Raw genomic sequence first — 23019 nt, forward strand, 5'->3', positions numbered from 1 at the left:
ACCAGAAGGTCTATGCCTTGCCTTTTTCATGCCAACTTGTTCGCCCTGGACACCGCTCGCTGACGTTTGCTCAACCTGCGGCGCTTTGCTGGCGCGGCCCTACCTGTGGACTCTCGCTGACCATTATTCGACCAGAGGGGTCTAGCGCTATTTAAGCGTTGTTAGATAGTTTCTTGCGTTTTCGACGTTCATTGCTGCGACGGGAGCATGCGAACAGAGCTTGACATCGTTGGTGACCAGTAAATCTGCTTGAGCGCGTATCGCTGCCGCAATGATTAAATCGTCTTCGTAATCGCTATGGAGCTCACGCTGTCTGCTCGCCATCCAGATGTCGCTCAGGTCACAGGGCACTGGCGTGGCAAGCTGCGACAGCACGCTAAGACAATCCCATGCAAGCGAAGTCGCTACCGTAGCGGCATACTGGGAAAGCGAACCGTGCTCTCGCCGATACCATGCCTTATGTTCGCTTGAAATCAAATAAAACAGGTCTTTGGACGATGTCGCCGCATACAGCAAATCAACCTGCGCCGTGCATGCATCGCGTAAAAACTCAATCGCCACCGAACGACCACGTCGTGAGGGAATGAAGTAATCGAGCCACACGTTGGTGTCAACCAAGATGCGCTTTGGAGTCTCACTCATAGAGCCAGCTCATCTCCTCGCCATAGCGATCCGCATAGGCATTCCGTTTGAGCTCTTCGTCGTCCGATGGCTGAGCCTTGACCATATCGATTCCCGACTCACAGCAAGCGGCAGCGAACAGCTTCGACCCCTGATCCATAAGCTCGAGCTTACGTTTGGCGGCCTTTTCGCGCTCGCGCTGTTCCGCCCGGGCACGACTGGGCAGCAGGATATCCTCGAGCGCACCGGGGCGATCGGCCAGCGATGCTGCAAGCTGCCAGAGCGCTCGCACCGCTTGGCTCGGCGTCATACCGGCCTTGGAGAGAGCGGCGTCCCCACTCCTTTTAAGATCGGCATCGAGACGTACGTTGATCTGAGCGGCTGTTGTGGTCATGACCCCTCCTTAATACTTCAAAATATCATAAAGCTCTATGGTAGATACGTAAAGCATGTATAGCATTTATAAGCATTAGCCGTACTCTGTACACAAAAAGCCGCCGAGGCGCACTGCACCTCGGCGGCCACGTATCGCAGATCTAGTTCGGTTTCACCCTTTGCATTCGCCCAGATAAAACCTGCCAAAATAAACCTGTCCCTTTTTGGCAGGTTTTAGAGCTCCACTCTTTCGGCGCCGTTGATGGTCAGGTCACGCTCGTAGAAGGCGGTGAGGGCGCGGATGGCGTACATTACGTCGCGCACGCCGCCGGTCTCGTAGCTCGAGTGCATGGCAAGCTGCGGCAGGCCCACGTCCACGGCATGCATGCTCGCCTGCATATTGGACAGATTGCCCAGGGTAGAACCGCCGGCCATATCGCTCTTGTTGGCAAAGGCCTGCGTGGGCACGTCGGCGTCATCGCAAATGGCCTGGAACACCGCGCGGCTAAAGGCGTCGGTGCAGTAGTGCTGGTTGGCGGCCTCCTTGATGACGATGCCGCCGTTAAGCACAACCTGGTTGCGGGCGTCGCACTTCTCGGCGTGGTTGGGGTGCACGGCATGCGCGTTGTCGCAGCTCACGAGCATCGAAGCGGCAAGTGCGCGGTGGTACGACTCGTCATCGAAGCCCAGCGACCCGTTGATGCGGCGCAGCGCGTCGGCCAAGAACGTCGACATGGCGCCCTGCTTGGTCTCGGAGCCAACCTCCTCGTTATCAAAGCAGCAAAAGACCGAAACGTCGTGCGCATTCTCGGCACCCAAAAATGCCTGCAGCGAGGTGTAGGCGCAGGCCAGGTCGTCGAGCTTGGGCGTCGAGATAAACTCGTCGGCCCAGCCCCAAATGCGTGCATCCTGACGATTGACCAGGAACAGGTCGCGACCCAAAATTTGCTCGGGCTCAACGTCCAGTTCGTCGGCGATCAGGGCGTCAAAATCTCCCTGCTTAAGGTCGCCGGCGCTGATGAGCGGGCACAGGTCGACAGCTCGGTTGGGCGCAAAGCCCTCGTTAACGCCACGATTCATATGGATGGCAAGGCTCGGGATAATGGCAACTTCGCGCTCGGTAGCGAGCAAGCGGCTCTCGATACGGTCGCCCTCGCGCACCAGCACGCGGCCCGCAAGTGCCAGCGGGCGATCGAACCAGGTGTAGTCGATCATGCCGCCGTAGGCCTCGGTGTTCAGGCGCAGCGTCTCGCCCGCGCCGTCGAGCTCGGGCACGGCCTTAACCTTAAACGTCGGCGAATCGCTGTGTGACGCCGTGAGTTGAAAATGATAGTCGCCGGCAACGCCGTCCTCGCCCCACGTAGCGGCCAGGTCTTCGCCCACCTTAAAGGCAACGACGCTCGAGGTGTTGCGCTGCGTGTAATAACGCCCGCCCGGCTCGATGTCCCACGCTGCGTTCTCGGGCAGGTAGGTAAAGCCCGCCTCGTCGAGTTCGGCCATAATGGTCGCTGCCGTATGGAACATGCTGGGGCATGCCTCGATAAAGTCGATAAGGTCGTTGGAGGCCTCGATATCGTCGGCCGTCACGTGCACGCGCTCGATCGTTTCCTGATCCGTCATGCTCTCCCCTTTCGCTGGGTTGATGGTCCCCTCCAGCATACCCCGCCACGCCAGCGCCGCACTCTTCATTCCGTGCTTAATTCCGCGCCGCTCACCAAGTTGAGCCATCATGTCCGCGCTCCTTTTGCGACAATTGCGCTAACAGGACGAGAGGAGCCGTCATGAAGCCACGTAACATTGCCATCGCCTGCGGTGTCGCGGGTGTCGCCGTCGGCCTTGCCGCTGCCACCGGTATCGTTTATCACAAGCAAATCAAGTCCGCCGCGTCGCTCAAACGCTTGACCGGCTACGCGGATGGCTATGACCTGTACGCAATCGACATCGCCTACGACTACGATCTTGATCGCATCATCGCCGCCGGCGTACGCGACGACCAGGCCTACATCGATGCCGTGGTGGCGCAGGTGCTGCCCGGTGTGCCGGCACATGTCCAGGCGCCCCAGTTTGCCTGCAGCGCTTTTGTCGCCGTAGATGCCGAAGGCCGCGTGCGTACCGGTCGCAATTACGACTTTAAGGACGACACCTCGGCGCTGCTGGTGCGCAATCACCCACGCGGCGGCTATGCCTCCATCGGGTTTGCCGCCCTTAACAACCTGGGCGATAACACTCCGCTTGACTCCGTCGCCGGACGCGCCGCCGCACTCATGGGCCCGTTTGCCCAGCTCGACGGCGTCAACGAATGTGGCGTGTCCATTGCCGTGCTCACCCTGGATTCCAAACCCTGTGACCAGGACACGCAGCGCCCCGTCATCAATACCTCGCTCGCCATCCGTCTGGTGCTCGACCGTGCCGCCACCACGCAAGAAGCTGTCGACCTGCTTTCCGCCTACGACATGCACGCCATGGCAGGACGCGATTACCACTTCTTTATAAACGACGCCGCCGGTGACGCGCGCGTAGTAGAGTGGGATCCGCGCGATCCGGACCGCGCTTTCAAAGCGACTCCTGTAACCCAGGTTACGAACTTCTACGCCTGCTATGGCGACGAAGTGCTGCCTAACCAAAAGAATGGCGAGCTAGGCCATGGTAAAGAGCGCGCCGCCGCAATCGCCGATGTCCTCGACGCCCATACCGGCGCCCAAGACGAGGCAGTCGCTTGGAAGGCCCTACGCGCTGCAGCGCAAGAGCCCAATCCGGAAGACATCACCAGCAACACGCAGTGGTCGGTCGTCTTTGACAACACCGAGCCTGCTGCCGCCATCACGCTGCGCCGCCACTGGGGCGACATCGACGCATTCGCACTGTAAGGAGCCAGGCCCGTCGACTTTACGCTCGCCTGGCGTTGTTTACATTTCTATACGCTTGAGCTAACACGTTTTACCCCCGTATCAACAGTGTGCGGGGGTAAACTTATGCGCATGTTATAACTTGCCCGGAAGGATTCATCATGCTTAGGATCGGTCTTCTTACCAGTGGCGGCGACTGTCAAGCGCTCAACGCCACCATGCGCGGCATTGTCAAAACGCTTATGACCAATAGCGAAGAGCCTATTGAGATCTATGGTTTTGAGGACGGCTACCAGGGCCTTATCTACAGCAGGTTCCGCGTCATGACGCCCGCCGATTTTAGCGGCATCCTCACCCGCGGCGGCACCATCCTGGGCACGAGCCGCACGCCGTTCAAGCGCCTGGACATTCCCGAGGCCGACGGCGTCGAGAAGGTGCCCGCAATGGTCCACACCTATCATAAGCTGCAGCTCGACTGCCTGTTTATGCTGGGCGGTAACGGCTCCACCAAGACCGCCAACCGCCTGCGCGAAGAGGGCCTCAACGTTATCGCCCTGCCCAAGACCATCGATAACGACACCTGGGGCACCGAGCTGACGTTTGGCTTTACGAGCGCCATCGACGTCGCCACCAAGTGCATCGACGACATCCACACCACTGCCTCGAGTCACGGCCGCGTGTTTGTCATCGAGATCATGGGCCACAAGGTCGGTTGGATTCCGCTGTATGCCGGCGTCGCGGGCGGCGCGGACGTCATCCTGATTCCCGAGATCCCCTACGACATGGATAACGTCATCAAGACCATCGAGCATCGCATGGAGACCGGCAGCCGCTTTACCATCGTAGCCGTCGCCGAGGGCGCCATCTCCAAGGAGGACGCGGCACTGTCCAAGAAGGAGTACAAGAAGAAGCTCGCCGAGCGCACGAGCCCGTCAATCGTGTACGACATCGCCAAGGAGATCGAGGCCAAGACCGGTCGCGAGACCCGCGTCGCCATCCCCGGTCACACGCAGCGCGGCGGCCAGCCCGACGCCCAGGACCGCATCTTTGCGACCCAGTGCGGCGTCGAGGCAGCGCTTGGCTGCCTACGCGGCGAGTTTGGCTACATGATTGCCCTGCGTGACGGCAAGATGTGCCACATGCCGCTCGAGGAGGTCGCCGGCAAGCTCAAGTTTGTCGACCCCCAGAGCGATCTGGTACGCGAGGCCAAGGCGTTGGGCATCAGCTTCGGCGACGAATAGCCTCGGCCGAAACTGCTCTCATCGGAGACCCCAGGGCTTACATCCCAAATCGTCCTCGGACATGTCAGGACCCCGCCGTGCGCTTCGCGCGGCGGGGTCCTTCCGTCCTGCGGAAAGATTTGGGATGTAAGCCCTGAGGCCTCCTGCGGTAACTAGGGAGGCCGAGGCTATTCGTCTTCTTGCTGCGGGTGCGTGGGCTGAGATTTTGGGATGTTGCAGGCTCTTAGCTGAGAGTAGCACTGACATTTGTCCTGAAATGGCTGGTCGTTAGGGGGTGCTACCGGTAGTTGCGGTAGGGTTGGGGCAGATTCTAACTAGAAATGGTGGTCGCTACCGGTTGTTCTCGGCATACTCGGCTCATTCGATTACGGTCACCACATGAAAGGAACTGTCATGGATCTTGCGATGGCACAGCGGCTCGTCGATCGCCGCAAGGCTGCTGGGCTTTCTCAGGAGGCGCTTGCCGCCCAGCTGGGTGTGAGTCGTCAGGCTGTCAGTAAATGGGAGCGCAGCGAATCCTCTCCCGATACCGATAACCTTATTGCGCTCGCCGCGCTGTATGGCGTGTCGCTGGATGAGCTGCTGTATGGGGAGGCGGTGGATAGCACTGACGACTCGCAGGCTGATGATGAGGCGCAGAACAGCAACGCCGGCACCAAAGCTTCAGATAAGGCTGAGGAGGCTGAGGCTTCTACTGAACACGCTGATTGCAGCGATAAGCCACTTGTCGATATTTCCCTCGCGCGCGGTATCCACGTCATTGATCCCAATAAAGGCGAGGAAGTCCATGTTGGTTGGAGCGGCATCCATGTGACCAACAAGCGCAAGGGCGAAGAGGTGCATGTGGGGCCGGGCGGCGTGCATATCGATACGCTTGAGGACGATGGACATAGCGTGCGTACCAATGACGACGGCACCGTCACCATCGACGGCGAGACGTTCTCCAGCTGGAAGGAAGCACACGACAAGCTCGACCATCATGGCAAGTATTTCCACACCAAGGTCGGACGTGCATGGAACAAGTTTCCCTTCCCCGCACTTGTCACTCTCGCCTATCTGGCGCTCGGCATTGTCTACGGCACATGGGGCATGGGGCTTTTCCTCGTCTTTTTGGTTCCCGTCTACTACGCAATTGGTGACTTTATCGATCGACGCCATTTGTCAAAGCTCATTGAATGCGTCTATCCAGCAGCCGCCATTGCATGGTTTCTCTATATGTGGCTTTGCCTGGGGCAGCCCCATCCCGCATGGGCCATCCTCATCACGATTCCCATCGTAAAGGCGCTCATGCGCTGGTGTCGCAAACAATGGAAGTGCCGCAAACAGGCCTAAACCACCCCAACCAGCCAGCGCCACTCATCCGACACCGCCCGCCCCTTTCAAGTTGCGGTGATATAGGGACTGTTTTGAGGCTCCAAAGCGCCAAAACAGTCCGTATATCACCGCAACTTACAAACAACTGGGTCAGTTCCGGCACGGAGATTAGCATTGAGCTGACCGCGCGCCAAGAAAAGGGCCTATTTACTACGTTTAACTCGAGAGGGCCGACCATACCCGCTTTTTTGAAAATTGACAAGCCCTCTACCTGCGGTTTTAATTTCATAATCTTTGTCATGGTCGAGGGTGTGGTAGCAAACGTAGTAGATAGGCCCATTTTGTGGCATACCACCCATTCAAGCCCAATCTCGAAGGCTAAAGGGAGCCTCTCATCCACGCCTGCGAGCGAAAACCAAATAGAATGAAAGGCAACTGGAAAGCCCGTTTGACGAGCGGAGGACATATGCGCGACGTAGCCGAAAGCGACTGGAAGCTGTTTAAGAAAATGCTTCCTCAATGGCAAGAACGTTATATGGAAAAGCTCATCGGCCAGTACGTTGAGATGCTGAACGGCGACAGCGAAGCGTCCAGTAGATTTTGGGCACTAGAAGAGCGCCTCAATAGAGACAAGCTGTCCTCAGGCGTAATTGCAAACGACATTCGCCGCAGCACAATGCACCGCGAGATAGCCAATTTGCTTATCGACAGTGTGATCACCCCTGATGACCTTGACGGTTTTACCGAGGACATTAAGAGCTATGCGCAACACTGGATTGGCCAGTAAGAGCACTGAACGACAGACATCCCCAGCAAAACGGGGCAAACGCCGGGCCACCTAACTTGTACCCGTCTTTTCTGCTTGGTACTCTGCATAACTCTTTCCCTTGCTGCCCTTGCCGGGAACGACGACGGACAAGCCATTCTCCCGGCACAACTTGTCGCTCATGTTCCGTATGCCGTAATAGCTCCTTTTGTTGGAATTGTATTTGTGGTGGTCTACGAAGTTTACGGCGCAGAAAATAATGTGATTGTGGACGTGTCCTTTGTCAATGTGCGTCGTGAGTACATACTCATGCTGCCCCTTTGTTACCGCGTCGGCAAGCTGCTTCCCGATTTCGTGGGCTTTCTGATAATCGACTTCCCCCGGCTCAAAGGACTGTATCAGATGAAAGGCTAAATTGTTCCCCTTTTGGAGTGCTTGCGACAGGGTATATTCAAACTCAATATCTGCCGTTTCATAGGAGCAGCCGAAAGATGACACAAGCATTTTCCCGTCCGTCTTGTCCGGGTTTTCGATATAGTCAAGGGCTTTGCTTAGAGTGCTTTTAATAGGCTTAATCTTTGTAACCGCCATATCTCCGCAAGCACCCCCTTTATTTCCTCTATGTCCTCTTGGTATGATTTCCTCTATGTCCTCTTGGTATGCGTTCCCCGTCGCGTTTACGCGGCGTGCTATCTGGTTGACGTTGACACCGATTTTCTGTATCTCTGCGGTCATTGCCTTTATGTCGGCGTGGTCTATCTGAATGATATACCCGTCAATGGCAATCTTCCGCAGATATGCCGCCATGTTCCGGGTGGGTACGAGCTTCATTTTTTCCAGTATTAAATCCCGTTCCGCTTCCGTCACTCTGAATTTGATTTGCACCGTCCTTTTGCGTCCGTCCATGTGTTCGCTCCTTTCCTTTCCGTTCCGAGGGTTTGGGACACTTCCCAACAAGCAATTTTCAACCGACGCGCCGCAGCGCGGGAGGGCGAAAATACGGAAGTGGGTACCCGCTTCCTATGCTTGCTACGAATGTTTTTATCTTTTAGGCTCTTATCCCTTACTACGGAGAAAAAGCGATTTTGCCAAACTTCCGCAAAAGAAAAACGCTGCAATCTCAAAAAAAGATTACAACGCTTTCTAAATCCTGTTCAGTTTTAAGCCGGACATTCCTATTCGCCCTCTTTTTCGACTTCGGAAATCTCTTTTGCCGTTGCGGTCACAATCCGTATGCCCGTATCGCTCATATCGTCAAGGAGCGCGTCAAGCTGCCGCCGCTGCGTGTCCTTTGCGGCGGGCGTGTCTAACAGGAATTGGTCTACGGATATATGGTAACGCTGTATCAGCTCAAAGAATATCTGTAAACTTGGGTGCTGCCCCTTGTTCTCAATGTTCGCAAGGTAACGCGGCGAGATAAACATTTCGTCGCCTACTTTCTTGCGGCTCTCTTTGCGTCCTTCACGCGCTGCCTTTATCGCTGCCCCAAAAGCCTTGAAGTCGTATCGTGGTACTGGTCTTTTTGCCATAGTTATTCACCCTCTTACATTTTACTGTTCCCCTTTCTTCTTGGATATGTCTACACAATTCAATCAGTTAGCCAAAATAATTCATATGTATATGTTGACAATTAGCCGCTTTTTTTGTATAGTATTATTAAAAGGGGGAAATGTTTATGTTACATAGCATGCGTATTCGATAAGCATTGAAATCAAAAAAGATTTTTCCCATTTTCAATATGGGCTTTTTTGTCATGCTTATTTTGCGTATGCTATACAACAAAACTAACGATGTATAGACATAGTATAAAAACTATGCCTTAATTTTGTTGTAGTGTTATATGTATAAATGCAGGTCAATGCTCATGTTGAGAATTGACCTGTATTTTTTTGCACAAAAGGAGAAATATTATGCTTGAAAAATATTGGATAAAATGTCCAATTTGTAACGGAAAGACGAGGGTTCAAGTATTTTATAATACGGTATTAAGAAATTTTCCTCTTTTCTGCCCTAAATGTAAATTAACACATATCATTGATGTTGAAAAATTAGAAATCATAATCAAAAACTCTGAAAAACAAAAGGAAGGATATTAAATGAAACACTTACCTAAAAGTACACCTACGGAAATATTGAATGACCCATACGGATTTACTTACAAAGAAATGTCGGAAGTAATTGGAGAGGATAAAGCAAGAGCCTTATATGCGGAATTGTATAAACAGCCATTTCACAAAAAAATCTATCAATATCAACAAAAAAAGTCTATAAAAGTAGCGATACTGAAAAGTATGTTTATGAATTGAAAGACAACAGGTATATCGAAACGGTTTTTATTAAACGGCGAGATGGTGGGACTGTTTGCGTAAGTACGCAAGTTGGTTGTTCTGTTGGTTGTATTTTTTGTGAGTCCGGACGCAATGGTTTCGTTCGTAATCTAACACCATCTGAAATTGTGCAGCAGGTCATATTGATACGTCAAAAAGTAAATCGTATCGTTTTTATGGGAATGGGAGAACCTTTATTCAATTACGACAACTTGATTGCAGCAATCCATATTCTTCGAGATAGAAATGGACTTAACTTTCCAACCGACGGCATTACCGTATCAACAGTTGGTCCAGTTAATCAATTAAAAAAATTGCGCGAAGAACATCTAAAAATTCAGTTGACAATATCTTTACATGCAGCAACACAGGCTGCGAGAAACTGCATCATTCCTCATATGCACATGTACGCTATTGAAGATGTTGTTAAGCAAGCATTGTCCTATTCACAAAGGCATAATCGAAAAGTGGTATTTGCGTATTTGCTTTTACCAGGTATAAATGACCGTTCCTCAGATATAAGGCAACTTGCAAAATGGTTTAAGGGCAAAAATGTTATGATTAACGTGCTGCAATACAACCCGACGAGTAATTCAAAAATTAGAGCACCACAAAAACAAGAAATGGTTGCGTTCAAACATCAATTAGAGCAAACAGGACTTGAAGTTACCATGAGAGTTTCTCATGGTAGAAAGATTAAAGCAGCTTGTGGACAGTTAGCTAATACATATAATAAAGCCAAAAAACAACAAAAATAATTTAATTAAAAGAGCCAGACGCACAGACGCAGAGCCGATAATATGCAGTTTGAAATACTGCTGTTATCGGCTCTTTTTTGATTTAATTTGTGCCCCCAATAACCATATTGGAGCAAAATCAGAACTGTTGCTTGTCGTTCTTTGATTTCCGCAGCAGCTTTGAAAAACCAAAGCCGCCGTTTCTTTTTATCTTCTAATGAAATGACGCGGTATCACTGTTAAAAGCGGCGGCTAAAAGGAGGTAGCCGCCATGAAGCACATACCCTATCGACAAAATCCGACGGTCATTGACATATCAAAAAAAGCCCGACCACCGCCGGGAACCTCTCTACCCTTGACTATGAACTGTCTAATCATCTAAATACTGCTTATAATACCCATACGCCTGTCCGGGCTTTTCGGACAGGCGTATTTTGCTGCTCAAAAAATTTTTTGAAAAAATTTCAAAAAATCTTCGGCGTTTTTCAAAAACGCCGTATTGCCCCGCGAAAAGGGGGAAGCACCACCAACTTTCCAACGAGAAAGGAGGTGAGAATGTGGAACCTAATAGCAGGGAGTTTTACAAACAATGTGCTTTTCAGAAGTTTTGTAATACGGTGCTGCACAATGAAGCGTGTGACGCTCACAGGGAGCTGCACAGGCATAAGGCAAGGGAAGTCACCTTTTCCGATTTGCCCTTAGACGAAGCGCGGCAGCTTCATACCTTTGATGAATATTTCAAACGGGAAACCGCCGAAACCGTCTTTGAGAAAACCGGGAAGAAAATCACGCCGAAGCTGCTTCTTGAAGCAATCCGTACTTTGCCGGAAGAAAAGCGCAAAGCCGTACTCCTGTACTATTTCGAGGGAATGAACGACACCGAGATTGCGGAGCTGTTCAACACGTCGAGAAGCACGATACAGTACAGGCGGACAAGCTCTTTTGAGAAATTAAGAAAATATCTGGAGGAAAATGCTGATGAATGGGACGAATGGTAACGAACCCGGCTACCCGGAAAATGCCCTTGTTCCCTATCCTGTCATTGTGGCAGCGACAATGGTTGTCCGGCGTTTGCCCAGATAAAACCTGCCAAAATAAACCTGTCCCTTTTTGGCAGGTTACTCGGCGCTCTTGAGGGCGCCGACCATGTCGATCTTGTTGAGGGTACGGTTGGTAGCGAGGTTGACGATAAACGTAAAGGCAAAGGAAAGTACCACGGCGAGCACGTAGCTCAGCGGTTCGACCTCGACGTCAAAGTACAGCGACGGCATCTGCAAAATGTAGGTAAAGCTCTCGGCCAGCAAGCCGCCCAGCGGTACGCCCAGTGCGGCTCCAATCGCTGTAAGAATCAACGTCTCCTTGTTGACGTAATGGTGCACCTCGCCACGGCGAAAGCCCAGTACCTTGATGGTCGCCAGCTCGCGTTCGCGCTCCGAAATATTCGTATTAGACAGCGTAAACACCACCACAAACGACAGGCACGCCGCCATAAAGGTCACAAGCACCACGACCGAATTGATAATCGTAAAGTTTGCCTCATAGTTTTCCCAATGCTCGGCGGTACTCGACAGCGTAATCCACCCATCGCTCTTAAGACGGTTGGTAAACGCAATCTGATCGGCCGACGAACCCTTAAGCAGCGCAAGGATGCCGTTAAGGCGTGCGCTTCGGCCAAACGCGTGCTCATAGGTGCCCTGCGTCATGTAAAGCGTGTTGCCCAGATAGTTGAGCGAAATGTCGCTGATTTTAACCTTGGCAACATTGAGCGACGAATCCTGGACGTGAGCCGTGTCACCCGGCTTGATCCCCAGCACCAGCTGAGAGCTCTTGCTCAAATACACATCCCCGTCACGCAGGGTGAGCGGTTCTTTGGACTCATCCTCAAGGCGTACATAGTCGTCCAGATTGTTCGTGCGGTCATCGGGCACCACGATCAGCTGCACGGTCTCGCTCTTTCCGCCGAATGTAAAGGTGACGTTGTCGGTCATAATCGGCAGCGTCGAAGTCACGGTCACGTTGGAATCATTGGCCGCGCTGCGCTCATCGAGCGCCGCGCACGCCTGCGTAAAGTCATCGGGGTTGGCGACCGCCAGCAGGTCATAACGCGTGATATGTCCGTATTGCTTGGGCGAAAGCGCGACCGACGTATCACGGATGCCCATACCGCAAATCACAAGCGCCGTACAGCCCGCGATGCCAAAGATGGTCATAAAGGCGCGCTTTTTGTAGCGGAACAGGTTACGCGCTGCCACCTTATTCAAAAAGCCCATGCGGCGCCAGATAAAGCCAATGCGCTCGAGCAAGATGCGCGAGCCGGCACGCGGGGCCTTGGGGCGCATGAGCGAGGCGGGGGTCTCGGCCATCTCGTGGCGGCAGGCGATAATCGTGGCGCCCACCACGCCCACGGCAAACAGCGCCACCGACACGAGCGACGACACGATGTCGTACGAAAGCAGCATCTGGGGCAGCGAGTACATGTCGTCGAACACCGTAAACAAGAACAGCGGCAGGCCCACAAATCCGATGATGTTGCCGAGTACGCCGCCAATCAGACACGCCCACAGCGAGTAGTCCACATATTTGGACAGGATACGCCCGCGTGAATAGCCGAGCGCCTTGTACAGGCCGATAAGCGTGCGCTCCTCCTCGACCATACGTGTGGCGGTGGTGAGGCTGATGAGCACGGCGACGATAAAGAAGATGAACGGGAACACCGTGGCGATGGCCTCAATTGACGAGCTATCGCTCTCGACGCTCGAGTAGCTTGCGATATTGCCGCGGTCCTGGATGTACCAGGTGCATTCGCCCAGGTCAGAGAGGTCGGCGCGGGCATCGGTAAACTGCTGGTCGGCGGCGGCACGGCGCTGGTCCAGGTCGGCTTGTGCCTGCGCACGCTCGTCGCTGCCCTCGGCCATACGGTCAATGTTGCCCTGTTCAATCCCAAAGAGCATATTCGTCTGGCGCTCGGCCGCATCCAAGCTTGCCGGCGTGTCGACCGTCAGCTCCTGAGCGCGCGCCTTCTCCCGCTCCTCGCGGATCTTCTCGATATTGCCCTTGACCTCATTGATCTTTGCCGTGTAGGCATCCGAATAGGAGTTGAGGCTCTTGGCCCCCTCGACGGTCACGTGGATCGCGGAGTAAGAAGAAGATGTCGCGGCGTCCTCGCTCACATAGAACTTATAGTCCGCAGTCGAAGCAGCGCGAAAGGCATTAACCGTCGAGTCGGAGCTCACGTCGGTGGGATCGAGAACCTCGGCCGTGATAGTGTAATCCCCATCGGCAAACTGGTCCTTGGCGCTTTGGTTCGACGAGCTCGCGTCATTGGCGGCAAAACTCACCGTATCGCCGATTTTCTTGTCCGAAGCCTTCAAGAACTTCGAAGTCACCGCGACCTCACCGGCGCTCTCGGGCAAATCGCCGCTCACCAGCACCGGTTGATCGATATTCTCCTTGGAAAGACTCTGCACGACCACGCGCTCGCGCGTTGTACCCACGGCGGTGTAGGCGGTCTCGGTATAGATGCCCTCGGCCGTCTCGACGCCGTCGACCTCTTGAATGGCCGCAAGATCGTCGCGCGTAAGGCCATAGGTCGACTGCACGTTAATGTCATAGACATTCTGCTGGTCAAAATAGGCGTCGACCGAATCGCGCAGATCCTCGCAGCCCGCCTTAAGACCGCACATCACGCTCACGCCAAGCGCGGTGATCACGACGATAGACAGGAAGCGTTTGAGGCTGCCGCGAATCGTGCGGTAGATGCCACGGCGAAAAACCGTCGGCACCATGTCGTTTGAGCTTTGGGCGGTGCGATAGGTCGTAAAATCCCGCTCGCGCTCCTTGGTCTGCGCGTCGCGGCGTTGGCTGTTTTGGCGGTCCTGATTCATGGGCGCTACCACTCGATCGTCTCGATCGGCACGGGATTTTGCTGGACCGTCTCGCTCTCCACGCGACCGCTCTTAAAGCGAATCAAGCGATCGGCCATGGGCGCCAACGCGGAGTTATGGGTGATGATAATGACCGTGATGCCCTGCTTGCGGCAGGTGTCCTGCAGCAGCTGCAAGATTTGCTTGCCGGTTTTGTAGTCGAGTGCACCCGTGGGCTCGTCGCACAGAAGCAGCTTGGGATTCTTGGCCAGTGCGCGGGCGATGGACACGCGCTGCTGCTCGCCGCCCGAAAGCTGTGCCGGAAAGTTGCCCAGGCGCTCGCCCAGACCAACCTGACGAAGCGTCTGTTCGGCATCGAGCGAATCGGGGCAGATCTGAGCTGCGAGCTCGACGTTTTCGAGCGCCGTCAGGTTGGGGACCAGATTGTAGAACTGGAAGACAAAGCCGACGTCAGCGCGGCGGTATTCCACGAGCTGCGCCTCGTTGGCGGCGCTCACATCGCGCCCGTCCACCGTCACGGTGCCAGAGGTTACCGTATCCATGCCGCCCAGGATGTTGAGCGCCGTGGTCTTGCCGGCACCCGAGGCGCCCAGGATAATGGCAAGCTCACCGCGCTCAACCGTAAAGCTCGCGCCGTCGAGCGCGTGGATGCGGGCATCGCCCTCGCCGTATGCTTTGATGACGTCTTTGAATTCGATATAGGCCATCGATCGGTTCCCATCTGGTCGGATAACTCTTTAGTATTACCCATTTCCCACCCACCAAAAAGGGACAGGCTCATTTTGGCAGGTTTTATATGGGGGAATGGCGGGTGTGGGCGAGGCATTGAGGCTATCCAAGTCAACCATTTGACCCAAGCCTCGCCCACCGCTATGATGCCGCTTCGGAATGAATGTCTCCGCTGGGTGCGCTAGCTAAGCTGTCGCGTCACCCTAAACCGCCTTGTTGCTGATGACTTCTGCTGTTACGTGGTGCCTCCTAGGTATCACGCCGCGGCAGGAGTCTTTTTTGTTTTGGAGGAGAAGTGTCAGAAAGCAGCACATCGAGCAGGATTAAACGCCTGGTCAACACCTGTAGCGGCCTCGTGCTTATGGGCGCTGTCCGAATCCCCGTCGGCATTATCGTTGGCGCCATCTGCGCGCTCTTTGGTCGCGTGCTTCTGGCGATTGGCACCTTCCGTGACGAGCACATCACTCTGCTCCTTCCCCTCCTCGCCCTCGCGGGCCTTGCCATCGTGTTTGCCTACCGCACTTGGGGCAAAGGCACCGAACGCGGCATGAGCTTAGTATTCGACGTAGGCCACGGGCGCGAAGACGCTATCTCCCCGCGCTTGGTGCCGCTCATTATGCTGAGCACGTGGGGAACGCACCTCTTTGGCGGCAGCGCGGGACGCGAGGGCGTGGCCGTGCAGATCGGTGCAACCGTCTCACATTGGATCGGCCGACGTTTGCCTTTCCGCGACCCCGGCAACACGTTTTTGCTTATCGGCATGGCTGCCGGCTTTGCCGGACTCTTTCGAACGCCACTTGCAGCCACGGTCTTTGCTATCGAAGTGCTGGTCGCAGGACGCATGGAATACCGCGCGCTGTTTCCCGCGCTTACGGCCTCACTCGCAGCAAGTATGACCTCCGGCGCCCTAGGACTCGAGAAGTTCGAGGTCGCCGTTACCGCCTCGTATGCGCTCGACCTCCCCGGTCTTGGACGGCTAGCGCTGTTGGGTATCGCGTTTGGTATGGTAGGCGGCGCTTTTGCCTGGTGCCTTGCCCATGCCAAGACCCTTGCAGCGCGGCTGTTCCCCAACCCTTACATACGCGTTGCCGTTATGGGCCTTGCACTGTCGGCGATTCTGTTCGTACTGTGGCAGGGGCGATACTGCGGCCTTGGCACAAACCTGATATCGGCAGCGCTGGACGACAACGGCAAGATTGCCATCATGCCTTGGGACTGGGCGCTTAAATTCGCACTCACCATCGCCACGCTTGCCGCAGGATATCAAGGTGGTGAGGTAACGCCGCTGTTCTCCATCGGAGCAAGCCTGGGTGTCGTGCTCGCCGGAATTCTCGGCATGCCCGTCGAGTTCTGCGCCGCGCTGGGCTACGCCGCCGTCTTTGGCGGCGCCACCAACACGCTGCTCGCGCCAATCCTTATCGGTTGCGAGGTCTTCGGTTTCGGTAATCTGCCGGCGTTCTTCATCGTCTGCGTTGTGGCTTACCTATTCAACATGGATAAGTCCATCTACGCCCTGCAGGAGCGGGCGTAGATCGATGTCCAGGCAGGTGGTCTCAACCGGAAACGGCGTCCCACTCTGAGGCTGTATTCCGGGGCACGGTTTCCGCTCGGGACGCCATTCGGAAAGCGCATCCCGCTTTATAACAGAATTCCGGAACGTGGTTTCCGTCTGAGCCTCCATTCGGAAAGCGTGTCCCGTTCTTTCACGGCATCTTGGCTATGCAAAGTGCTCGAGCGTTACTCCTCGTACGCGCCCTCAAGCCGCAGCAGCCACTCCTTGCGGTCAAGGCCGCCAGCATATCCGTTGAGCGAACCATCGGCGGCAACCACGCGATGGCACGGCACAATAATCGAAATGGGATTACGCGCGACCGCGGCCCCCACGGCACGGGGAGACACAACGGGTGCCTCATTTCCCGGCACACGATGTCGAGCCGCAACACGCTGGGCGATCTCGCCATACGTAGCGACCTCGCCACGCGGAATTGAAAGCAGCTCGTACCAAACTTCACGCTGAAACGCCGTGCCAATCATATGCAACGGCGGCGTAAACCGAGGCTCCTGCCCCGCAAAATAAGCATTCAGCCAAGCCCAGGAACGCTCAAGCACCGAAGAAGCCGCACCATTTGCCGGACTCACCGAAGACATCCCACCGGCACCAGAAACCGCATCGGCACCTACGACATACTCCGCATCCTCTTTGAGCAGCGTAGAGCCAAAGTGCTCCTGCCTCTCAAACCAAAGCCCCGTCAAACCGCGGCCATCAGCGGCAAGCAGGATTTCGCCCAAAGGCGAAGCAAACGTCGTCGTGACCACCAGCGGCTCCTTTCAAAACTCCGCAACATAATACCGCGAATTGTGCAGACAACCCCAATCGACCCCAAAGTCACCCAAGGCAGCAGGCGCGAACGCGCCGTAGCTGCCGGCCGAGCCCCACAGTCCCCAAAGGCGGCAGGCGCGAAGCGCCAAGGCCGCCGCCGGGACTAGGCCCCGCAACAACCACGTGCTCCCATATCAGCCCAGCGGCCCCAACCAACAACGGCCCCATCGCAAGCCGCTCGCAGCAACGTCACCGCAAGCGGGGGCCGGGCTTAGTTTTCAGAACACTCCGCAGACCAGTGTGGCGCCTTGTCCGCGGCTCCGAAGGAGCAGGACAAGGCGCCACACATGGTCGAGGACGTTCTGAAAACTAAACCCGGCCCCCGCCGGACAGGTCAACCTACTCGCAGAGCAGCTTAGCGATCTGGACAGCGTTGGTTGCCGCGCCCTTACGGATTTGGTCGCCGCAGCACCAGAAGGTAATGCCACGTGCGGCCTCGGGGTTCGAGATATCACGGCGCACGCGACCGACCCAAATCAGGTCCTGGTCGGAGGTGTCCATCGGCATGGGGAAGCGGTCGTGCGCATCCTCGGCACTCATGTCGTCAACCAGCTTGACGCCCGGAGCGGCGGCCAGCGCAGCACGGGCCTCCTCAACCGTAATGTCGCGCTCGAACTCGAGCGTAATGCTCTCGGAGTGCGAGCGCAGCACGGGCACGCGCACGCAGGTGCAGTTCACGCGCAGCTCGGGCAGGTGCATGATCTTGCGGCCCTCGTTTTGCAGCTTCATCTCCTCGGAGGTAAAGCCCTCCTCCTTGACGCCGCCAATCTGCGGAATCAGGTTGCTCGCCAGCTGGGCGGCAAAGGCGCGCGGCTCGGGAATCTCCTCACCACGGCCCAGAGCGGCCAGCTGAGCCTCGAGCTCGGCCATACCGGGAGTGCCAGCACCCGAAGCTGCCTGATACGTGGACACGATCATGCGCTTCACGCCGGCGAGCTGATGTAGCGGCCACGTGGGAACCAGGCCGATGATAGTCGCGCAGTTGGGGTTGGCGATCAAGCCGTGGTGCCACTTAATGTCATCGGCGTTAATCTCGGGCACGACCAGCGGCACCTCGGGATCCAGACGGAAGGCATGGCTGTTGTCGACCACGACGGCGCCGCGCTTGACGGCCTCGGGCAGCAGTTCCTTGGCGATATCGTCGCCGGCAGCGCCGAGTACGATGTCGCAGCCCTCAAAAGCCTCGGGGCAAGCCTCCTCAATCACAACCTGCTCGCCGCGGAACTCGACGGTCTTGCCCGCAGAGCGCGCGCTCGCCAGCAGCTTGAGCTTGCCAACCGGAAACTCCTGCTCGTTGAGGCACTCGAGCATCTGGGTGCCAACAGCTCCCGTCGCGCCCAAAATAGCAACCGTGTACTGTTTCATGCTTCCCCCTTTTAAGGTTGTGGCTTTTGCCCGCACGCCGAGCAGGCTGAATAGTCTTGCCCAGTTTATACAAAAACGGGACGGATATGAAACCCGCCCCGTCGAAACGAAACCGAAACGAAACGCCCCACGGTAGATTTTTGAGACATGACCCAAAAACCTACCGAGCAGTCACTACTTTTTGAGCGCGGCCGGGACGGGATCGACCGGCGCGGGAGCCTCCAGGTCGGAGACCTTCACAATGCCGTTCTCATCGGAGAAGGCGCGGTAAATGGTCCGAATCGCCAGGTCGAAGTCCTTCTCCTCGACACCGATAATGATGTTGATCTCGTCACAGCTCTGCGAAATCATACGCACGCTCACGCCGGCCTGGCCAAGCATGCCAAACAGGTGGCCCGAGATACCTGCGCGGCCGCGCAGGTTACGGCCGACGGTCGCGATGAGCGCCAAGCCCTCAACGACCTCGATCTCGAGCGGCTCGACCTCCTGCTGAATGTCGCCCACGAGCGAGTACAGCGAGTCGTGCACGTCCTGCTCCTGCACCACGGCGCCAAAGCGGTCGACACCGGTGGGCATGTGCTCGACGGAAACGTCATAGCGCTCGAAGACCGAAAGCGCGCGGCGCATAAAGCCGACACGCGGCTTGGTGCGGTCGCGGGCAACGTTGATGGCGACAAAGCCGCGCTTGCCGGTCACGCCGGTAATGATGGGCTCCGCCTCGCCCTCATCAGCCGTCTCGCTAATGATGGTGCCGGGGTCCTGCGGCGCATTGGTGTTCTTGATGACCAGCGGAATACCAGCCTCGCGCACGGGGAACACAGCTTCCTCGTGCAGGACGCTTGCGCCCATGTACGAAAGCTCGCGCAGCTCCTCGTAGGTAACGCGCGCAATGGGCTGAGCCTCGGGCACAATACGCGGATCGGCAGAATAGAAGCCCGAAACGTCGGTCCAGTTCTCGTACAGGTCGGCGCCCAGGCACTTGGCCAGGATCGAGCCCGAGATATCGCCGCCGCCACGATCGAGCAGCTTGATCTGGCCCTCACGCGTCGCGCCATAGAAACCGGGCATAACGAAGCCGCCCTGCTGACCGTACTCTTGCACCAGCTCGGAGGTGCGATTCATGCTGAGCGTACCGTCGTGATGGAACGCCACGACCGTCGCGGCGTCCAGGAACGGTAGGCCCAGGTACTCAGCCATCAGGCGAGCGGTAAAGTACTCGCCGCGGCTTACGAGCTCCTCAGTAGAGTAGCCACCGGAGCGAGCACGCTCGGCAAAGGCCGCAAACTCCTCACGGATGGGATAGGTGAGCTCCAGCTCGTCAGCGATATCAAAATAGCGCTGGCCAATGTCCTCGAGCAGTTCCTCGCACGACACGTGGTACTTAACGTGCGCGTTAACCAGGTAGAGCAGGTCGGTCACCTTGGTGTCGCCCTTAAAGCGGCGACCGCAGGCGGAAACCACCACAAAACGGCGAGCCGGGTCGGCATCGACGATGGCCTTGATTTTCTTAAAGTGTTCGGCGTCGGCGACCGACGAGCCGCCAAACTTGGCAATCTTAATCATGGGCTGGAGGTTACCTTTCTAAAAAGCCTCTGCGAACCTATTTTGCGCGCTCTGATACCATGGGTTCACCGATTGGGACCAAGGTATCCGAGGAGCACTGTTATATGGGAACTTATCATAGTACACGAGGACGCACTTTATCATGCTCAAGTAAGGTGGCAATCCGCACCGGCATAGCTCCCGACGGGGGTTTGTTTGTCTCGGACGAGCTTGGCACCCAGCAGGTCGATATCAGCTCGCTTGCAGATAAATCGTACTTTGAAATCGCTCAAAATGTGTTGGGAATGTTACTGAACGATTACACGGACGAAGAAATTTCGGCGTGTGTCGACGAGGCATATCGTGGCACGTTCGCAAGTGAAGAGGTCACACCGCTCGTCAAACTCGATACAGCGCCGGGCACCGACGTCCCTCAAACCTATGTGATGGAGCTCTTTGGCGGCCCCACGAGCGCCTTTAAGGACGTCGCCCTGCAGATGCTCCCCCGCCTCATGGCCCGCACCTCCGCCAAGGACGGCGGCGCCGAGCGCATCATGATCGTCACCGCCACGTCGGGCGACACCGGCAAGGCCGCACTCGCCGGCTTTGCCGACGCCCCGGGCACGGGCATTACCGTCTTTTATCCCGAGGGCAAGGTCAGCCGCGTCCAGAACCTGCAGATGTCCACACAGGAGGGCGAAAACGTCGCCGTCTGCGGTATCCGCGGCAACTTTGACGACGCCCAGAGCGCCGTCAAGCGTATCTTTGCCGATAAGGAACTGGCCGAGCGCCTGAAGGCCGCCGGCACCGTGCTTTCGAGCGCCAACTCCATCAACGTCGGCCGCTTGGTGCCGCAGGTCGTCTACTACTTTGCCGCCTATGCGCAACTGCTACGCGCCGGCGCTATCGAGGCTGGCGACGCCGTAGAGTTCTGCGTGCCCACCGGCAACTTTGGCGATATCTTGGCCGGCTACTACGCCAAGCGCATGGGTCTGCCCGTCGCCAAGCTCGTCGTGGCGAGCGACAAGAACAACGTGCTTGCCGACTTCCTGACCACCGGCGTCTACGATCGCAACCGTCCGTTCTTCACGACCATCTCGCCGTCGATGGACATCCTCATCAGCTCTAACCTGGAGCGCATGCTGTACTTCCTGTCCAATGGCGACTGCGAGCTTGTTGCCGGCCTTATGGAGCAGCTGGCACAGACCGGCCGCTACGAGGTGACCGCCGAGCTGCTGGCCAAGATCCAGAGCGTGTTTGGCTGCGGCTGGGCCACCGAGGACGAGGTCCGCGCTGCCATCAAGAGCTGCTGGGGTGCGAACGGCTACATAATCGACCCGCACACCGCTTGCGGCTATCACGTCTTTGAGCAGGTCGCCCCCGCCGAGGGCGCCAAGGCCCGCGTGCTGCTTTCGACCGCCAGCCCCTACAAGTTCCCGCGCGCCTGCTGCGACGCTCTGGGCCTCAACGTTCCCGAGGATGATTTTGAGGCTATGCGTGTACTCGAGCAGGCCACCAACACGGTCGCCCCGACCCAGCTCGCCGAGCTCGAGTCCAAACCCGTCCGTTTCGAAGACGTCTGCGACGTAGCCGATATGGCCAACTACGTAGAGTCTGCAGCAAAAAAGATGACTTCCAACTAAAACCCCTTATTAAGCGCCGGCGAAAGCCGGCGCACCTTCTTTCATCAGATAACCCTCGGGATGATGGCGAACTGACATGCGGGTCTGCCTGTTTAGTTCGTCGCGAGTTCCGCACGAGCCGGAAAGCACTTAATGTGCTTTCCGAGCGAGCCAGGACTGCCCGAGCAGCGAACTAAACAGGCAGACCGCCCAGGAGATTCCCATGATCAAGATCACCGTCCCAGCAACAAGCGCCAACTTGGGCATTGGCTACGATACCCTCGGCATGGCCGTCAGCCTCTACTCGCACTTCACCTTCGAGCGCGCCGACAAGCTCACCATCACGGGCTGCCCCGAGGAGTTCCAAAACGAGAGCAACCTAGTCTACGTGAGCTTTGTGGATGCGCTGGCCGCATGGGGCGAGCCGGCCTTCCCCGTCGCCATCGACATTCAGACTGACGTTCCCGTCGCTCGTGGCCTGGGTTCCAGCTCCACCTGCGTTGTCGCTGGTATCATGGCCGCCGCCGCTTTAACGGGCCACACCGTCGACCGCGCCGAGCTCGTCCGCATTGCCACCGAGGTCGAGGGCCACCCCGATAACGTCGCCCCCGCTATCCTAGGCGGCGCCGTCTGCTCCTTTACGCCGACCGACTCGCTCCCCCAGTGCCTTCGCTACGAGGTGAGCGATCGCTTGCGTTTTATTACCGTGATTCCGCCCTACGAAGTACACACGAGTGAGGCGCGCAAGGTCGTGCCGCAGGAGATCCCGCTCTCCACCGCCGTGTGGCAGATGGGCCGCATCGCCGGCATGACGCGCGGTTTGGAGACTGGTGACCTGGACCTGATTGCCGCCGCTAATGACGACCGCATCCAGGAGCCCTATCGTCGCCGCCTGATTCCCGACTACAACGCTGTGCGCGACACCTGCCTTAACGGCGGCGCCAAGACCATCTGGATCAGTGGCTCCGGCTCGACCCTCATGGCCGTAACTGATGACACCATCGTGGCAAAGTTCCTGCAGGTCAAGCTGCGTGAGCAGTTCCCCAAGTGTGACACGCATATTCTGACGTGCGACACCGAGGGCGCTCAAATCGAGTACCTGTAGACATCGCCGATCGGTCTGTCCGGGCCACCCGGGGGCATCCCCTTAAAAACGTCCTCGCACTTGAGGCCCGCTTATCCTGCTCCTTCGGAGCATCGGATAGGCGGGCCTCGTGCTGACGCTCCTATTTGGCAAGGTGTTTTTTAGAATCCATTTTGCGCTCGGCCT

At 56.5% G+C, this 23019-nt stretch carries 18 protein-coding genes and 4 pseudogenes; 11 read left to right on the top strand and 11 right to left on the bottom strand.

What is annotated here, in order from left to right:
• Window positions 1–147: 147 nt before the first annotated feature.
• The 3 genes from DXB53_RS08695 to DXB53_RS08705 all read right to left on the bottom strand — a co-directional run bounded on the left by DXB53_RS08695 (window position 148) and on the right by DXB53_RS08705 (window position 2616).
• The gene (locus tag DXB53_RS08695) at window positions 148–642 is read right to left on the bottom strand and encodes a PIN domain-containing protein (protein WP_117584151.1); all 495 of its coding nucleotides are present in this window, start codon (window positions 640–642) and stop codon (window positions 148–150) included.
• Window positions 635–1015 (bottom strand): translation repressor RelB, encoded by a 381-nt coding sequence (locus DXB53_RS08700; RefSeq protein WP_117584152.1) that lies wholly within the window; start codon window positions 1013–1015, stop codon window positions 635–637. Before DXB53_RS08700 ends, DXB53_RS08695 begins: the two co-directional genes overlap by 8 nt.
• 215 nt (window positions 1016–1230) lie before the next feature.
• Window positions 1231–2616, bottom strand: coding sequence for a M18 family aminopeptidase (locus tag DXB53_RS08705; protein WP_233503855.1), 1386 nt, complete (start codon window positions 2614–2616; stop codon window positions 1231–1233).
• Between the two features lie 161 nt (window positions 2617–2777).
• Between DXB53_RS08705 and DXB53_RS08710 the strand changes: the two genes are divergently transcribed.
• From DXB53_RS08710 to DXB53_RS08725, 4 genes are all read left to right on the top strand, one after another.
• Window positions 2778–3863, top strand: a complete 1086-nt coding sequence (locus tag DXB53_RS08710) for a carcinine hydrolase/isopenicillin-N N-acyltransferase family protein (protein WP_117584153.1) — start codon at window positions 2778–2780, stop codon at window positions 3861–3863.
• 140 nt (window positions 3864–4003) lie between these two features.
• A complete protein-coding gene (locus DXB53_RS08715; protein ID WP_117584154.1) occupies window positions 4004–5083 on the top strand; it encodes a 6-phosphofructokinase in 1080 nt (359 codons plus the stop codon).
• A 393-nt stretch (window positions 5084–5476) separates the two neighbouring features.
• The gene (locus DXB53_RS08720; protein ID WP_117584155.1) at window positions 5477–6415 is read left to right on the top strand and encodes a helix-turn-helix domain-containing protein; all 939 of its coding nucleotides are present in this window, start codon (window positions 5477–5479) and stop codon (window positions 6413–6415) included.
• Window positions 6416–6863: 448 nt separating this feature from the next.
• A complete protein-coding gene (locus DXB53_RS08725) occupies window positions 6864–7184 on the top strand; it encodes a hypothetical protein (RefSeq protein ID WP_089572336.1) in 321 nt (106 codons plus the stop codon).
• A 54-nt stretch (window positions 7185–7238) separates the two neighbouring features.
• Here DXB53_RS08725 and DXB53_RS08730 read toward each other — a convergent pair.
• From DXB53_RS08730 to DXB53_RS08740, 3 genes and pseudogenes are all read right to left on the bottom strand, one after another.
• Window positions 7239–7754, bottom strand: a pseudogene (locus tag DXB53_RS08730) (relaxase/mobilization nuclease domain-containing protein); the annotation flags it as partial.
• Window positions 7715–8069, bottom strand: a pseudogene (gene mobC, locus DXB53_RS08735) (plasmid mobilization relaxosome protein MobC). The pseudogenes mobC and DXB53_RS08730, both read right to left, overlap by 40 nt.
• Before the next feature lie 269 nt (window positions 8070–8338).
• On the bottom strand, window positions 8339–8692 hold the full coding sequence (locus DXB53_RS08740) for a helix-turn-helix transcriptional regulator (protein ID WP_089572337.1): 354 nt from the start codon (window positions 8690–8692) through the stop codon (window positions 8339–8341).
• 381 nt (window positions 8693–9073) lie between these two features.
• Between DXB53_RS08740 and DXB53_RS08745 the strand changes: the two genes are divergently transcribed.
• From DXB53_RS08745 to DXB53_RS08765, 4 genes and pseudogenes are all read left to right on the top strand, one after another.
• A complete protein-coding gene (locus DXB53_RS08745; protein ID WP_004607970.1) occupies window positions 9074–9259 on the top strand; it encodes a cysteine-rich KTR domain-containing protein in 186 nt (61 codons plus the stop codon).
• Window positions 9260–10248 (top strand): annotated as a pseudogene (rlmN, locus tag DXB53_RS08750) (23S rRNA (adenine(2503)-C(2))-methyltransferase RlmN).
• A gap of 536 nt (window positions 10249–10784) precedes the next feature.
• The gene (locus tag DXB53_RS08760) at window positions 10785–11225 is read left to right on the top strand and encodes a sigma-70 family RNA polymerase sigma factor (protein WP_089572339.1); all 441 of its coding nucleotides are present in this window, start codon (window positions 10785–10787) and stop codon (window positions 11223–11225) included.
• Window positions 11206–11283, top strand: a pseudogene (locus tag DXB53_RS08765) (helix-turn-helix domain-containing protein); the annotation flags it as partial. The gene DXB53_RS08760 and the pseudogene DXB53_RS08765, both read left to right, overlap by 20 nt.
• A gap of 62 nt (window positions 11284–11345) precedes the next feature.
• Here the strand turns inward: DXB53_RS08765 and DXB53_RS08770 are convergent.
• Window positions 11346–14111: an FtsX-like permease family protein gene (locus DXB53_RS08770; RefSeq protein ID WP_233503856.1), complete on the bottom strand. Its 2766-nt coding sequence runs from the start codon at window positions 14109–14111 to the stop codon at window positions 11346–11348.
• A 5-nt stretch (window positions 14112–14116) separates the two neighbouring features.
• Window positions 14117–14818, bottom strand: coding sequence for an ABC transporter ATP-binding protein (locus tag DXB53_RS08775; RefSeq protein ID WP_117584156.1), 702 nt, complete (start codon window positions 14816–14818; stop codon window positions 14117–14119).
• A 317-nt stretch (window positions 14819–15135) separates the two neighbouring features.
• Here DXB53_RS08775 and DXB53_RS08780 point away from each other — a divergent pair, with 317 nt between their 5' ends.
• A complete protein-coding gene (locus tag DXB53_RS08780; RefSeq protein WP_199409715.1) occupies window positions 15136–16371 on the top strand; it encodes a chloride channel protein in 1236 nt (411 codons plus the stop codon).
• Window positions 16372–16577: 206 nt separating this feature from the next.
• Here DXB53_RS08780 and DXB53_RS08785 read toward each other — a convergent pair whose 3' ends face one another.
• From DXB53_RS08785 to DXB53_RS08795, 3 genes are all read right to left on the bottom strand, one after another.
• A complete protein-coding gene (locus tag DXB53_RS08785; RefSeq protein ID WP_233503857.1) occupies window positions 16578–17156 on the bottom strand; it encodes a methylated-DNA--[protein]-cysteine S-methyltransferase in 579 nt (192 codons plus the stop codon).
• Between the two features lie 403 nt (window positions 17157–17559).
• Window positions 17560–18585 carry an aspartate-semialdehyde dehydrogenase gene (locus DXB53_RS08790; protein WP_117584158.1) on the bottom strand — a complete coding sequence of 342 codons (1026 nt, stop codon included), beginning with the start codon at window positions 18583–18585 and terminating at the stop codon, window positions 17560–17562.
• Window positions 18586–18759: 174 nt separating this feature from the next.
• Window positions 18760–20148 carry an aspartate kinase gene (locus DXB53_RS08795; RefSeq protein WP_117584159.1) on the bottom strand — a complete coding sequence of 463 codons (1389 nt, stop codon included), beginning with the start codon at window positions 20146–20148 and terminating at the stop codon, window positions 18760–18762.
• 104 nt (window positions 20149–20252) lie between these two features.
• Between DXB53_RS08795 and thrC the strand changes: the two genes are divergently transcribed.
• On the top strand, window positions 20253–21770 hold the full coding sequence (thrC, locus tag DXB53_RS08800; RefSeq protein ID WP_117584160.1) for a threonine synthase: 1518 nt from the start codon (window positions 20253–20255) through the stop codon (window positions 21768–21770).
• Window positions 21771–21972: 202 nt separating this feature from the next.
• Window positions 21973–22854, top strand: a complete 882-nt coding sequence (thrB, locus tag DXB53_RS08805) for a homoserine kinase (protein WP_117584161.1) — start codon at window positions 21973–21975, stop codon at window positions 22852–22854.
• The last annotated feature ends 165 nt before the right edge of the window (window positions 22855–23019 follow it).

Source organism: Collinsella sp. OM04-5 (assembly GCF_003439125.1).
Lineage (GTDB): Bacteria > Actinomycetota > Coriobacteriia > Coriobacteriales > Coriobacteriaceae > Collinsella.

Coding starts and splice junctions, on each gene's coding strand:
- DXB53_RS08695 (WP_117584151.1), bottom strand. CDS start 642: ATGAGTGAGACTCCAAAGCGCATCTTGGTTGACACCAACGTGTGGCTC.
- DXB53_RS08700 (WP_117584152.1), bottom strand. CDS start 1,015: ATGACCACAACAGCCGCTCAGATCAACGTACGTCTCGATGCCGATCTT.
- DXB53_RS08705 (WP_233503855.1), bottom strand. CDS start 2,616: ATGACGGATCAGGAAACGATCGAGCGCGTGCACGTGACGGCCGACGAT.
- DXB53_RS08710 (WP_117584153.1), top strand. CDS start 2,778: ATGAAGCCACGTAACATTGCCATCGCCTGCGGTGTCGCGGGTGTCGCC.
- DXB53_RS08715 (WP_117584154.1), top strand. CDS start 4,004: ATGCTTAGGATCGGTCTTCTTACCAGTGGCGGCGACTGTCAAGCGCTC.
- DXB53_RS08720 (WP_117584155.1), top strand. CDS start 5,477: ATGGATCTTGCGATGGCACAGCGGCTCGTCGATCGCCGCAAGGCTGCT.
- DXB53_RS08725 (WP_089572336.1), top strand. CDS start 6,864: ATGCGCGACGTAGCCGAAAGCGACTGGAAGCTGTTTAAGAAAATGCTT.
- DXB53_RS08740 (WP_089572337.1), bottom strand. CDS start 8,692: ATGGCAAAAAGACCAGTACCACGATACGACTTCAAGGCTTTTGGGGCA.
- DXB53_RS08745 (WP_004607970.1), top strand. CDS start 9,074: ATGCTTGAAAAATATTGGATAAAATGTCCAATTTGTAACGGAAAGACG.
- DXB53_RS08770 (WP_233503856.1), bottom strand. CDS start 14,111: ATGAATCAGGACCGCCAAAACAGCCAACGCCGCGACGCGCAGACCAAG.
- DXB53_RS08775 (WP_117584156.1), bottom strand. CDS start 14,818: ATGGCCTATATCGAATTCAAAGACGTCATCAAAGCATACGGCGAGGGC.
- DXB53_RS08790 (WP_117584158.1), bottom strand. CDS start 18,585: ATGAAACAGTACACGGTTGCTATTTTGGGCGCGACGGGAGCTGTTGGC.
- DXB53_RS08795 (WP_117584159.1), bottom strand. CDS start 20,148: ATGATTAAGATTGCCAAGTTTGGCGGCTCGTCGGTCGCCGACGCCGAA.
- thrC (WP_117584160.1), top strand. CDS start 20,253: ATGGGAACTTATCATAGTACACGAGGACGCACTTTATCATGCTCAAGT.
- thrB (WP_117584161.1), top strand. CDS start 21,973: ATGATCAAGATCACCGTCCCAGCAACAAGCGCCAACTTGGGCATTGGC.